The organism is Rhodoferax sp. GW821-FHT10B06 (assembly GCF_059415605.1).
Genome location: NZ_JBWKNO010000018.1, coordinates 53590 through 66279, shown reverse-complemented (window position 1 = coordinate 66279; position 12690 = coordinate 53590). Strand labels below are relative to the sequence as shown.

Genomic DNA, 12690 nt, shown 5'->3' with positions numbered 1-12690 from the left:
TCAGGAGTTGATGCGTAGCTGCAAACCGTTGACGCTGTAGACCGGCGTGACGCTATGGCCATCCACCGTGATACTGGCGAAACGGCCATGCAAGGCGGCACCGCTGCTGGACAGCACGGTCACCAGGTCACCCACCACAGGCTGGTAGCCAAAACTGACCGCCAGGTTGCCACCCAGGGTGATGTCGCTGGCCACGGCCAGCGTGCCCTGGCTAGCCGTGGCCAACACCAGCTGCAAAGTACCACCGGTCTGGGTGAAGCGCTTGCCCAATGCCAAAGGGCTGGCCGCCGTGACGCGCAACACGCCACCGCTCTGGTACACATCGCCGCTGCCCAGGGCCTTGGCGGAGCTAGCCACCAGGGTGCCGGCGTTCAGCACAGTGCCGCCGCTGTAGCTGTTGTTGCCACTCAGGCCCAGCGTGCCGCTGCCGAGCTTGGTCAGCAGGCCCGCGCCGCTGATGTCGTTGCGCCAGGTGTCGGCCGCGTTGAAGCCGCCCAGGCTGGCGTCCATGGTGACGCTGACGTCGCCATTGAAGGCACCAAAGCCGTCGGCTGCAGCCACCAGGTTCAGGCGGCCATAGCCTTCGGCATCGTCCATCGCAGGGTAGCCCGCGCTGAGGGCCGTGGTCTTGAGCACCACGCGGCGCTGGTCGGCGCTGAGGTAGGGCAAACGCGTTTCCAGCAGCACTTCCGCACCCTTGGGCACGTTCGCCACGGCGGTAGTGGCAGCAATTGGGGAGAAGCCAAAGGTCAGGCGCGTCAGGGCGGCGGCCTTGGTGGCGGCGCTGTCGGCAAAGCGGTCGTTGCTGCCGGAGTGGGCATAGCTGTAGAAGCTGGTCAGGTCGCTGGTGCCGGCTGCGGACATCAGCACGCTGTGGGCCTGGTCATACGCCGCCTTGCGGGTACTGGCGCTCGCAGCGTACAAGTTGCCAACCGCCGAGGCCTGGCCCAGGATGCGACCACCGATCACGTCCAGCGGCGAATGCATACCCGCCAGGATGCGGTTATTGCCCAGCTCCAGCGCACGGGCCACCATCTCCTGGAATCGCTCGGGCATCACATAGGCCATGGCCAGCGCATCACGTACGCCTTCGGCCGTGTGGCCGCTGGGGTAGCCGCCATCGGTAGCGGCTGGGGAGCCCTTGGCCGGCACCAGTGCGGGCACCACCACCACGCTGCTGCTCCAGCGCCAGGGGCGCGCGTATTTGTAGAAGCGCTTGGCCGGCTCGGTGGATGCGTTCGTGCCCATCAGGCCGACAAAGTCCACCACGCTACCAAAGCTGGTGTTGCTGGAGCCGCCCACGCCGGTGTTGTTGCCACCATCGGTGTACAACACGGTGGTGGCGTCGGCCGGCACGCTGGTGATGGTGGTGGTTTGCTGCGCGGCTGTGCGCCAGGCGGCGGTGAGCGGGCCCAGGCCACCGGTCACGCTATAGCCCTTGCCACGGCGGTCATCAAAATAGGCGGCGGAGGCCTGGTCGGCGGTACGCGCGGTGGTCACGTCAATGGCGTACTGCACGTTGGCGTTCAATACGGTGGCGTTCTTCACCGTGCCGTCCATGCCAGTGCCGGTATAGGCAGTGATGGCGGGGCAGCTGCCAGTGGCTGCCACGGTCACGCCAGCATCCACCAGCAGCGTGGCCGGGGTCCACAGATCCAAAAAGCCGCTGAGCACGCGCACGCCCGCATTGGTATCCAGCGTGGCATGGCAGCCGTCGCCACGCACATTGGTGGCGGCATAGTCCACAAACGGCAGCACCGTGGTCTCGTTGGCCACCGCTGCGGTGTCCACCGTGCCCAAGCCGGTGGGCGCGGCTGGCGTGGTCCACGGCGTATCGCCGCCGCCGCAACCGGCCAACAAAAAGCCCACGGCCATGGCGGCGCACAAGGTACGGGGCAGGAATCGGAAAGGGGTCTGCATGGGGAAGGGTCCAAAGCGTCAAAAAGCGCCGGCGGCCCGAGAGGCCCGGCATCGGAAAGCAGCTGCAAAGGCATGCCAACCCAGGACAATAAAAGCGCTTCGTGACGCAGGCATGACGCATGCCCGCCCCAGCAAGACCATCAAAAAATATAGCAACTTACGCAGGCATTACCTGCGCAAACCGCGATTTTCTCCACAAAGCACAGGAACTTCAGCGCGGCTTGAACACGGTAAATCGCCCATCCTGCGCCATACTTGCCAGCGCAGGCGTGTACCGGGAGGCGCCTGCGGGTCCGCCGCCCTTTTGTTACGTGCTACCAAGAACCATGCTCAAACGAATCCACGTTCAACACCTTATTCTGGGGATGCACATCGATGGTTTTTGTGCCCCCTGGATGGAGCACCCGTTCTGGCGCAACCACTTCGTGCTGAGCGACCCCAAGGACCTGGAGCGCGTACGCAACAGCAATGTGCAAGAGGTCTGGATAGATACCAGCAAAGGCCTGGACGTAGCCCCCGAGCCCGAAACCGCGGAGGCCCGCATAGCGCCCTCCCCCACCCTGCCCACCCCCTTGCCGGCACCGGTACGTGACACCCGCCCCACGCCCGCCGCCGTGGAATATGTCCGCGCCGCCGAGATCTGCAACAAGTCCCGCCAGGCCATGGTGGACATCTTCCAGGACGCCCAATTGGGCAAAAAGGTGGACTCCACCCTGGCCCGACAGGTGGTACAGGAGATATCCGACTCCATCGCCCGCAATTCGGACGCCATGGTCAGCCTGACCCGGCTGAAAACGGCCGACAACTACACCTATATGCATTCAGTCGCCGTGTGCGCCTTGATGGTGGCATTGGCGCTGCAGCTGCAGCTGAACGATGAGCAAACCCGCTGCGCGGGCATGGGCGGCCTGCTGCATGACCTGGGCAAGGCCGCCATGCCGTTGGATGTGCTGAACAAACCCGGCAAGCTGACCGACGCCGAGTTCGCCGTCATCAAGGCCCACCCGGTAGAGGGCCACAAAATGCTGCTGAACGACCCCAGCGTGGACGCCATGGTGTTGGACATCGTGCTGCACCACCACGAAAAGGCCGACGGCAGCGGCTACCCCGATGGACTGAAAGGCGACGAAATCAGCCTGCTGGCCAGGATGGGCGCCATCTGCGACGTGTACGACGCCATCACCTCCGACCGGCCCTACAAAAAGGGCTGGGACCCATCCGAGGCGCTACGCAAGATGGCCAGCTGGACCAACGGCCATTTGGACGGCCGGATGTTCCAGGCCTTTGTGAAAAGCCGGGGTATCTACCCCACGGGCTCGCTGGTGCGGCTCACCTCCGGGCGCATCGGCGTGGTCACCGCGCAAAGCGAAGGCGCGCTGCTAAAGCCGGTGGTGAAGGTGTTTTTCTCCACCAGATCCAACCTGCGTTTGCCGCCCTTTTTAATCGACCTGACCGCGCCCGATTGCAAGGAAAAAATCATCGCCCGCGAAGACCCGCAGCAATGGCAGTTCCCGGACCTGAACCCGCTGTGGTCGGGCTTTGAACCCGCGTCACTCTGAGAGCTTGTCCTTCTGCGCCTGCCGCCACAGCTGCGGTGTGGTGCCAGTCACACGGCGAAATTCACGCTGAAAGTTCGACTTGGTCTGGAAGCCGCTGGCCAACATGGCATCGGTCACGGTCTGCTCGGTAGTCAAGAGCAAGCGGCAGGCATGCTGAACCCGGAAGTCGTTGACGTACTGGGACACGTTCTTGCCCTCCACCTGGTTGATGGCCGCTGAAATCTGGCGCGCAGGGATGCCGCTTTTGCGCGCCAGGCGCAACAGGTTCAGGTCGGGCTCCAGGTACAGCGGCTGTTGCTGTAGCAGCGCATTGAGCGTATCGCGGATGCGGGGGCCGTCCTCCAGCGGCTCGGCCACAGGCGCCGGCGTGTCTGCCACGGGCTCAGGCTTGTTCTCGGTCTCCGGCAGGCTGTCTGCCGCCACCGCGGCCGCGTAGCCACATAGCAATAGCATCAGCAACTGGCCCGCCCCCACCAGGGCTGCGCTGTGGCTGCCGGCGTTGTGCCGTATATCCCAGGCAATGAACACATCGGCCAGCGCCGACATCAGCAACAGCACGGCCGTAGCCCACAGCGCACGGTGCGCCAGCAAGGCTTCGTCCAGCCGGGCCAGGCCCAGCGCATCCGGCCCGCGCCGCGCCAGCCGTAGCAAGGCCAGGCCGTAGCCCAAATAGGCCAGCACCACGACCGCATCCACTCCATCGGGCCAGGCCGCAAACAACAGCACGACCAGCACCGCAGGCACACCGTGCAGCCACTGCCAGCGGGGGGCCGGGACTGCAGCCAGACTCTGGTAACAGCACCAGGCCCAGGCCGCCAGCGTGACGGCCAGGGTCGCCTGCAGCGGCAGCAGCGTCTTCACGCCATAGCCCCAGCGCAGGCCTATCAGCATGGATAGCAAGGCATAGCCGCCCAGCAGCAAACGAAAGCGCCGGTTCGCCAGCACCACGGTGCCCTGGCGCCAGGTCATCTGCGCCAGCAAATACACCAGCACCAAGGCCACAACAAACGGAAGAGGAACAAAGAACATGGATGGAATCGGTAAATCAGTCAATCGAAAGGCCTGGATCGCGTTCCAGGTCGGCCTCTATCCGCTTGCAGGGCGCCAAAACGGGGGGCAAACGCCATTCTTGGTCGGCTGCCGGCAAGCCGCCGGCGCGCCCACTCTACCTGAGGAAACACCATGACTCTGATCTTCTCCCGCTGGCGGTATCTGCTGCTCTGCCTGGTCTGCATCGCGCCCTGCGTCTGGTCGCAAGACGCCCCCGGCCTGCAACGCTTGTATCTACCAGCCCCGGCCCGTGAGCGCCCGCTGGAAGTGCTGCTGTGGTACCCCGCAGCACCGGGCGGCCAGACCCTGCCGGTGGGCGAAAACCGCTTGTTCAAAGGCACACCGGCGCGCCAGGATGCCCCCGTGGCGCCAGGCCGCTACCCGCTATTGCTGCTGTCGCACGGCTCCGGTGGGAATGCGGCCAGTATGGGCTGGCTGGCCGGGCCGCTGGCCCAGCAAGGCTACATCGTGGCCGCGACCAACCACCCCGGCACCACGACGGGGAACTCCACGCCGGAAGCCACCATGCGCATCTGGGAGAGGCCGGCCGACATCTCGGCCGTGCTCACAGCCCTGCTGGCCCAGCCGGACTGGCAGGCTCGCATCCAGCCAGACCGGGTAGCCGTGCTGGGCTTCTCACTGGGCGGCCACACCGCACTGGCGCTGGCCGGCGCCCGGGTGAATCTGGATCGCTATGCCCGCTACTGCGAGGACCCGGCGGCCATGACCGTGCGCCTGGGCGAATGCCGCTGGCTGGCCGGCAGCCCGGTGGGCCTGCGGCAGTTGGACGCCACGCGCTTCGGCCAGTCCTTCAAAGACCCGCGCATCCAGCAGGCCATCGCCATCGACCCCGGTCTGGCCCAGGCCTTTGAAGTGGACAGCCTACGCAACATTACGGTACCGGTGCACATCATCAACCTGGGCCGGCCCGGCACCCATCCCCGGGCCGTTGCGGCCGCACCCCTGGCGCAGGCCATTCCCGGGTCGGGCTACACCACGGTGCCAGACGCCATCCACTTCAGCTTTCTGGGCGAATGCCAGGCCAATGGCCGGGCCATCCTGGCCGAAGAGGGCGACCCCGACCCGCTGTGCGACGACGGCGGCAGTCGCACGCGGGCGGACATCCATGCCGAGCTGCTGCGGCTGGTGTCCAGGGCCTTGCTCAGCCCTTGATCAAGCCTTGAGGTATTCGGCCTTGCTGCCCAGCCAGCGCTGCACATGCTGCTCGGCCAGCGCCGGGTAGCGGTCCAGCATGGTGGGGGCCAGGGCGCGAGCCCAGTCCAGCAGCTCGCGGTCGGTCTCCAGGTCGGCGAAGCGCAACAGCGCGGCACCCGACTGGCGGGCGCCCAGGAACTCGCCGGGGCCGCGGATTTCCAGATCGCGCCGGGCGATCTCGAAGCCGTCGTTGGTCTCGGCCATGGCTTTCAGGCGGGCGCGGGCCACCTCGCCCAGGCGCGGCGCGTCGCCGGTGGAGTACAGCAGCACGCAGGCCGATGCGGCGGCGCCCCGCCCCACCCGGCCGCGCAGTTGGTGCAGCTGGCTCAGGCCGAAGCGCTCGGCATGTTCGATCACCATCAGCGAGGCGTTCGGCACGTCCACGCCGACTTCGATCACGGTGGTGCTGACCAGCACACCCATCAGGCCTTCGTTGAACATATCCATCACCGCCTTCTTCTCGGCCACCGCCATACGTGAGTGCAGCAAACCGACCAGCACGCCCGGCAAGGCATCGCTCAGGTCGGCATGGGTCTGCGTGGCGTTGACCAGGTCCAGCGCCTCGCTTTCCTCGATCAACGGGCACACCCAGTAGACCTGGCGGCCCTGGTCGATCTGGGCGCGGATGCGCTCTATCACCTCGTCGCGCCGGGCGTCGTTCACCAGCTTGGTGACGATGGGGGTGCGGCCGGGTGGCAGCTCGTCGATGGTGGACACCTCCAGGTCGGCGTAGTAGCTCATGGCCAGGGTGCGGGGAATGGGGGTGGCGGTCATCATCAGCAGGTGTGGCTCCAGGCCGTCTTCCTGCAGCTTGCTGCGCAGCGCCAGGCGCTGAGCCACGCCAAAGCGGTGCTGCTCGTCGATCAGCGCCAGCGCCAGGTTCTTGAATTCCACCTTGTCCTGGATCACGGCGTGGGTGCCGACCACCAGCGCGGCCTCGCCGCTGGCTATTCTTGCCAGCATCTCACGGCGGGCCTTGGTCTTCTGGCTACCGGTGAGCCAGGCCACGCATTTGCCCAAGGGCGTGAGCAATGGCTCCAGCCAGCCCACCAGCTTGCGGAAATGCTGGTCGGCCAGGATTTCGGTGGGCGCCATCAGCGCGCACTGCCAGCCGGCATCCATGGCAATGCAGGCGGCCAGCGCAGCCACCACGGTCTTGCCCGAACCCACGTCGCCCTGCAGCAGGCGGTGCATGGGTACCGGCAAAGCCAGGTCGGCGGCGATCTCCACGCCCACACGCTGCTGCGCACCGGTCAGCCCAAACGGCAGCGCGGCCAGCAGATCTTGCTGCAGCCGGGCGCCGGGCAGCGGGTGCAGCGGCGGCGCGCGCAGGCGGTCGCGTTCGCGCTTGGCCTGCAGCTGCGAGAGCTGCTGGGCCAGCAGTTCCTCCGCCTTCAGGCGCTGCCAGGCCGGGTGGCTACGGTCTTCCAGCGCGGCCAGCGATACATCGGGCGTGGGGTGGTGCAAAAAAGATAGCGCCTCGCGCAGGTTCCATATGCGCTGGCGGCCGATTTTTCTTAAATCCGCATCCGCAGCGCCGGGCGGCAGGGTTTCGGACAAAGGCGCGCGCTTCAGGCCACCCAGCACGGCACGCCGCAAATAGGCCTGCGGCAGCCCGGCGGTACTCGGATACACCGGTGTGAGCGCATCGGGCAGCTCGCCACCGGCCAGCTTGAACACCGGGTGCAGCATCTGCCGGCCGATAAAGCCGCCCTTGAGCTCACCACGTACGCGCAGCCGCGCGCCCACGGACAGGGTCTTCTGGTGCGAGGGGTAGAAGCTGAAGAAGCGCAGCTGGCAGGTGTCGCTGCCGTCATCCACCGTCACCACCAGTTGGCGGCGACCGTGCAGCGTGACCTCGCTATGCGTGACCGTGGCCTCGATCTGCACCGTCTCGCCCTCGCGCGCATCGGCCAGGCGGGTGATGCGGGTTTCATCCTCATAGCGCAGCGGCAGGTGCAGGGCCAGATCGATATCGCGGTGCAATCCGAGTTTGAGCAGGGCCTTCTGGGCAGGATTGAGCTTCGCGGGGGGGGCAACCATGGGGCTGGATTTTGCCTTGTTGTCCATGGCGCTCCGCGGCAAACTTTATGGTGATGGGCACAGCATCCTGGGCCATACTATGCGTGCCAGTCCGTGCTGCTGATGGGGGCACCACGTCATTCGCGAGTTTTTCTTGTCCTATGCTCAAACGAATCAAAGTTCAACAACTGACGCTAGGAATGCACATTGATGGCTTTTGCGGGCCCTGGATGGAGCACCCGTTCTGGCGCAACCATTTTGTGCTGACGGATCCCCAGGATCTGGCCCGCGCCCAGGCCAGCGCCATCCAGGAAGTGTGGATCGACACCCAAAAGGGGTTGGACATTGCCCCCGGCGAGGCCCCGGTGGCCGAGGCCGAGTCGATGATGGCCAGCTTGGAGGATGACGCAACCCTGGAGGATGGGCCTGTCCGCGATACCGCCCCCACCTCCGCCAGGACCGAACTCAAACGCGCCGCCAATATCTGCAACAAGGCCAAGGAGGCCGTGGTCGCCATGTTCCATGAAGCCCGGATGGGCAATGCCGTGGATACCGAGCTGGCGGGCCATCTGGTGCAGGAAATCTCCGACTCCGTGGCCCGCAACCCCGGCGCACTGATCAGCCTGGCTCGCCTGAAAACAGTGGACGACTACACCTATATGCACTCGGTAGCCGTCTGCGCGTTGATGATCGCGCTGGCCCGCCAGATGCACCTGAACGAAGAGCAGACCCGCTCCATGGGCCTGGCCGGCCTGCTACACGACCTGGGCAAGGCCATGATGCCCATGGAGGTGCTGAACAAACCCGGCAAGCTGACCGACGCCGAATTCGACATCATCAAGTCCCACCCCCTGAAAGGCTACAGCATGCTGGTCGAAGGCCAGGCGGTGGACAACACCGTACTCGACGTGGTGTTGCACCACCATGAACGCACCGACGGCACCGGCTACCCCGACCAGCAAAAGGGCGGCGCCATGAGCCTGTTCGCCCGCATGGGCGCGGTCTGCGATGTGTACGACGCCATCACCTCCAACCGCCCGTATAAAAAGGGCTGGGACCCAGCCGAGTCCATCAAGCGCATGGCCGAATGGACCTCGGGCCACCTGGACCCGATGGTGTTCCAGGCCTTTGTGAAGAGCCTGGGCATCTACCCCGTGGGCTCGCTGGTCAAGTTGGCGTCGGGCCGCCTGGGCGTGGTGACGGAACAAAACCCCAGCAGCCTGCTCAAACCGCTGGTTACGGTGTTCTACTCCACGAAATCCGATATGCGCATCTCCCCGGAAGTCGTGGACCTGGCCGCATCGACCACCAAAGAAAAGATCGTCGGCCGCGAAAACCCAGACTTCTGGAACTTCGCAGATCTGGACGAACTATGGGCCAGCGGTAGCTAACCCACCAGGCCCGACAGCCCCGCGTGGGAGAATCTAGGGTTTTCCCCTCAACTCTTGGTATGGGTTTGTCCAGCCCTCAAGTTCCATGCGCACCTATTCCCTCAGCGATTTCGACTTCATCCTGCCTGAGGCCCTGATCGCCCAGCACCCCGCCCCTGAACGTAGCAGCTCCCGCCTGCTGGACGGCACCGGCGCCACCGCCCAGGACCGCATCTTCCGCAACCTGCCCGGCTTGCTAAAGGCCGGCGACCTGCTGGTCTTCAACGACACCAAGGTGCTCAAGGCCCGTTTGTTCGGCGAAAAAGCCAGCGGCGGCAAGGTGGAGTTGCTGGTCGAGCGCGTACTCACCGGCAACCAGGTCGCCGCCCATATGCGGGTCAGCAAGAAGCCCGAGCCCGGCGCTACCATCAGCTTGGTAGGCGATGGCGGTTTCCGCGCCACCCTGCTGGGCCGCTGGCCCGATGCCGACGGCACGCTGTTCCGCTTCGTGCTCAGCAACGACGCAGGCGACGACCCCTACACATTGATGGAGCGCCACGGCCATGTGCCGCTGCCGCCCTACATCACGCACACCGATTCGGCCGAGGACGCGCAGCGCTACCAGACCGTGTTCGCCCGTGCACCCGGCGCCGTGGCCGCGCCCACCGCCGCCCTGCACTTTGACGACGCTTTGCTGGCCGAACTCGAAGCCCGTGGCATACAGCGCGCCAGCGTCACCCTGCACGTGGGCGCCGGCACCTTCCAGCCGGTGAAAACCGAGAACATCGCCGAGCACCAGATGCACAGCGAGTGGTACGAAGTGCCTAGCGCCACCCAGCAGGCGATTACGGCCTGCAAGGCCCGTGGCGGCCGGGTGGTCGCTGTCGGCACCACCACCGTGCGCACGCTCGAATCCTGGGCCCAGTCCGGCCTGGCCAGCGGCGACACCCGTATCTTCATCACGCCGGGCTTTGTATTCCAGCATGTGGACCTGCTGGTGACCAACTTCCATTTGCCCAAGTCCAGCCTGATGATGCTGGTGAGCGCGTTTGCCGGCTACGAGCACATCATGGACCTGTACCGCCACGCCATCGCCAACCAATACCGTTTCTTCAGCTATGGCGACGCCATGCTGCTCCAGCGAAAGACCGCCTGACCATGTTGAAATTTGACCTACTCGCCACCGATGTCCCTTCTGCCGACGGCAGCTACGCTGGCAGCCATGCGCGCCGCGGCACGCTGACGCTGAACCACGGCGTGGTGCAAACCCCGATCTTCATGCCCGTGGGCACCTACGGCACCGTCAAGGGCGTGATGCCACGCAGCCTGGAAGAAATGGGCGCGCAGATCATCCTGGGCAACACCTTCCACCTGTGGATGCGCCCGGGCCTGGACGTGATGGCGCAGTTCGGCGGCCTGCACCAGTTTGAAAAGTGGAACAAGCCCATACTCACCGACAGCGGCGGCTTCCAGGTCTGGAGCCTGGGCGAGATGCGCAAGATCAGCGAAGAAGGCGTGAAGTTCTCCTCGCCGGTGAATGGCGACAAGCTATTCCTTACGCCCGAGATCAGCATGCAAATCCAGACCACGCTGAACTCCGACATCGTGATGCAGTTCGACGAATGCACGCCCTACGACACCAAGGGCCACATCACCACCGAGCGCGAAGCCCGCAACTCCATGGAACTCAGCCTGCGCTGGGCCAAGCGCTGCCAGGCCGAATTCGCCCGGCTGGAAAACCCGAACGCGCTGTTCGGCATCGTGCAGGGCGGCATGTTCGAGAACCTGCGGCAAGAGTCGCTGGACCAGTTGGTCGAGATGGACTTCCCCGGCTACGCGGTCGGTGGCGTCAGCGTGGGTGAGCCCAAGGACGAGATGCTGCGCATCATGGCGCATACGCCGCACAAGCTGCCAGCCCACAAGCCGCGCTACCTGATGGGCGTGGGCACGCCCGAGGATCTGGTGCAAGGCGTGGCCGAAGGCGTGGACATGTTCGACTGCGTGATGCCGACCCGCAATGCGCGCAACGGCACGCTGTTCACCCGCTATGGCGACCTGAAGATCCGCAACGCCCGCCACAAGACCGACGAGCAGCCGCTGGACGTGACCTGCACCTGCCACGCCTGCGCCGGCACCTCGGGCGTGTCCTACGCCAATGGCGGCCGCGACGGCTTCAGCCGCGCCTACCTGCACCACCTGGACCGCTGCGCCGAAATGCTCGGCCCCATGCTGGCCAGCATCCACAACCTGCATTACTTCCTGAACCTGATGCGCGAAATCCGCGAGGCGCTGGACGCGGGTACGTTCGGTGCATTCCGCGCGCAATTCAAGGCGGACCGGGCGCGCGGGGTCTGAACCACGACGTGGTTTACCTTGCAAATCAGGGAATGCCGTTCCCGATTTGCAAGGTTGCAGTTCGTGCAGAAACCAGCAGTTGCTATATTTTCAATAGCTTCTATCGCTGATATCAGCTGCATCAGAGTCACTTTTTTCAAAAATTCATCGGCTAATATTTTGTCGATGTATTGACATGCAGTGCGTTCTATTCTTTAATTTCTGTAACGACAGAAATTAAAGAAATCACATGGAACTCAGCCCTACCACCCAAAAATTTGTTCTCCACTGGGGCGAAATGGGCACCCGATGGGGCGTCAATCGCACGGTCGCCCAGATCCATGCGCTGCTGTTCTGCAGCAACCAGCCACTCAATGCCGAAGACATTGCCGACACGTTGAACGTGGCCCGTTCGAATGTCAGTAACAGCCTGAAAGAACTGCAGGGCTGGGGCCTGGTCCGCGTGACCCACGCGGTGGCGGACCGCCGCGACCACTTCGTAGCCCACCAGGACATCTGGGACATCTTCCGCGTGGTGATGGATGAGCGCAAAAAGCGCGAACTCGATCCCACACTGGCACTGCTGCGCGAATGCGCCGATGGTGCCAAAGACGACCCCGCACTGGATGCCGCCACCCACGCCAAGATGGCCGCGATGCTGGAGTTCATGGAAATGCTGATGCGCGCCTATGACGACTTCAAGCACCTACCACCCGCCACGCTGAAGCGCCTGTTAAAAATGGGCGGTACGGTGGCGCAGTTCTTGGGTTCCGACAGCAAGGATGCCAAGCCATGAACGCACCTGCACTGCACCTGTACTTCGACGGACAATGCCCATTCTGCAAGGCAGAAATGGGGCGGCTGCGGCGCTGGGATAGGGCCGGCCGACTGGCATTCGTCGACATCGCAGAAGACGGCTTCGACCCCGCGCTGCTGGGCGTGGACCTGGCCGCACTCAACACCGAGCTGTACAGCCTGACAGCGGACGGGAAGGTGCTGGTCGGCATCGACAGCCTGCTGGCGGCCTACAGCCTGGTCGGGCGTGGCTGGCTGGTGTCGCCGCTGCGCATACGGGCACTACGGCCCATGCTGGCTTCGCTATACCGCGGTTTTGCCCGCAACCGCTACCGATTCTCCCGGCTGCTGGGCTACCAGGCAGTGCCCACCTGCGACGCCGGCGTGTGTCGCACAGGCAACCCATTTCTACCGCGCTGAACCCC

Annotated in this window: 10 protein-coding genes; 7 read left to right on the top strand and 3 right to left on the bottom strand. The window is 64.8% G+C overall.

Annotation, left to right across the window (positions count from 1 at the left end):
- Positions 1–1920, bottom strand: a complete 1920-nt coding sequence (locus AC07O2_RS21895) for a phosphatase PAP2 family protein (protein ID WP_495234380.1) — start codon at positions 1918–1920, stop codon at positions 1–3.
- Between the two features lie 326 nt (positions 1921–2246).
- Here AC07O2_RS21895 and AC07O2_RS21890 point away from each other — a divergent pair, with 326 nt between their 5' ends.
- Positions 2247–3479, top strand: coding sequence for an HD-GYP domain-containing protein (locus AC07O2_RS21890; RefSeq protein ID WP_495234379.1), 1233 nt, complete (start codon positions 2247–2249; stop codon positions 3477–3479).
- Here the strand turns inward: AC07O2_RS21890 and AC07O2_RS21885 are convergent.
- Positions 3471–4508 (bottom strand): helix-turn-helix domain-containing protein, encoded by a 1038-nt coding sequence (locus tag AC07O2_RS21885; RefSeq protein WP_495234378.1) that lies wholly within the window; start codon positions 4506–4508, stop codon positions 3471–3473. The two genes, AC07O2_RS21890 and AC07O2_RS21885, sit on opposite strands and share 9 nt — an antisense overlap.
- Before the next feature lie 153 nt (positions 4509–4661).
- On the opposite strand from AC07O2_RS21885, the gene AC07O2_RS21880 reads away from it, so the two are divergent.
- Positions 4662–5702, top strand: coding sequence for an alpha/beta hydrolase family protein (locus AC07O2_RS21880; RefSeq protein WP_495234377.1), 1041 nt, complete (start codon positions 4662–4664; stop codon positions 5700–5702).
- On the opposite strand, the gene recG is transcribed toward AC07O2_RS21880, so the two are convergent.
- Positions 5703–7787 carry an ATP-dependent DNA helicase RecG gene (recG, locus tag AC07O2_RS21875; protein ID WP_495234376.1) on the bottom strand — a complete coding sequence of 695 codons (2085 nt, stop codon included), beginning with the start codon at positions 7785–7787 and terminating at the stop codon, positions 5703–5705.
- A 140-nt stretch (positions 7788–7927) separates the two neighbouring features.
- On the opposite strand from recG, the gene AC07O2_RS21870 reads away from it, so the two are divergent.
- The 5 genes from AC07O2_RS21870 (at position 7928) to AC07O2_RS21850 (ending at position 12685) form a co-directional block, all read left to right on the top strand.
- Positions 7928–9157: a cyclic di-GMP phosphodiesterase gene (locus AC07O2_RS21870; protein ID WP_495234375.1), complete on the top strand. Its 1230-nt coding sequence runs from the start codon at positions 7928–7930 to the stop codon at positions 9155–9157.
- 85 nt (positions 9158–9242) lie between these two features.
- Positions 9243–10292: a tRNA preQ1(34) S-adenosylmethionine ribosyltransferase-isomerase QueA gene (queA, locus tag AC07O2_RS21865; RefSeq protein WP_495234374.1), complete on the top strand. Its 1050-nt coding sequence runs from the start codon at positions 9243–9245 to the stop codon at positions 10290–10292.
- A 2-nt stretch (positions 10293–10294) separates the two neighbouring features.
- Positions 10295–11491, top strand: coding sequence for a tRNA guanosine(34) transglycosylase Tgt (gene tgt, locus AC07O2_RS21860; RefSeq protein WP_495234373.1), 1197 nt, complete (start codon positions 10295–10297; stop codon positions 11489–11491).
- A 229-nt stretch (positions 11492–11720) separates the two neighbouring features.
- Positions 11721–12266, top strand: coding sequence for a GbsR/MarR family transcriptional regulator (locus tag AC07O2_RS21855; protein WP_495234372.1), 546 nt, complete (start codon positions 11721–11723; stop codon positions 12264–12266).
- Positions 12263–12685, top strand: a complete 423-nt coding sequence (locus AC07O2_RS21850) for a thiol-disulfide oxidoreductase DCC family protein (protein ID WP_495234371.1) — start codon at positions 12263–12265, stop codon at positions 12683–12685. The genes AC07O2_RS21855 and AC07O2_RS21850 overlap by 4 nt, the downstream gene beginning before the upstream one ends.
- Positions 12686–12690: the final 5 nt, after the last annotated feature.

What these genes read in the sequence shown, in the direction of transcription:
- AC07O2_RS21895 (WP_495234380.1), bottom strand. Translation starts at nt 1,920, where the DNA reads ATGCAGACCCCTTTCCGATTCCTGCCCCGTACCTTGTGCGCCGCCATG.
- queA (WP_495234374.1), top strand. Translation starts at nt 9,243, where the DNA reads ATGCGCACCTATTCCCTCAGCGATTTCGACTTCATCCTGCCTGAGGCC.
- AC07O2_RS21880 (WP_495234377.1), top strand. Translation starts at nt 4,662, where the DNA reads ATGACTCTGATCTTCTCCCGCTGGCGGTATCTGCTGCTCTGCCTGGTC.
- AC07O2_RS21855 (WP_495234372.1), top strand. Translation starts at nt 11,721, where the DNA reads ATGGAACTCAGCCCTACCACCCAAAAATTTGTTCTCCACTGGGGCGAA.
- tgt (WP_495234373.1), top strand. Translation starts at nt 10,295, where the DNA reads ATGTTGAAATTTGACCTACTCGCCACCGATGTCCCTTCTGCCGACGGC.
- AC07O2_RS21890 (WP_495234379.1), top strand. Translation starts at nt 2,247, where the DNA reads ATGCTCAAACGAATCCACGTTCAACACCTTATTCTGGGGATGCACATC.
- AC07O2_RS21870 (WP_495234375.1), top strand. Translation starts at nt 7,928, where the DNA reads ATGCTCAAACGAATCAAAGTTCAACAACTGACGCTAGGAATGCACATT.
- AC07O2_RS21850 (WP_495234371.1), top strand. Translation starts at nt 12,263, where the DNA reads ATGAACGCACCTGCACTGCACCTGTACTTCGACGGACAATGCCCATTC.
- AC07O2_RS21885 (WP_495234378.1), bottom strand. Translation starts at nt 4,508, where the DNA reads ATGTTCTTTGTTCCTCTTCCGTTTGTTGTGGCCTTGGTGCTGGTGTAT.
- recG (WP_495234376.1), bottom strand. Translation starts at nt 7,787, where the DNA reads ATGGTTGCCCCCCCCGCGAAGCTCAATCCTGCCCAGAAGGCCCTGCTC.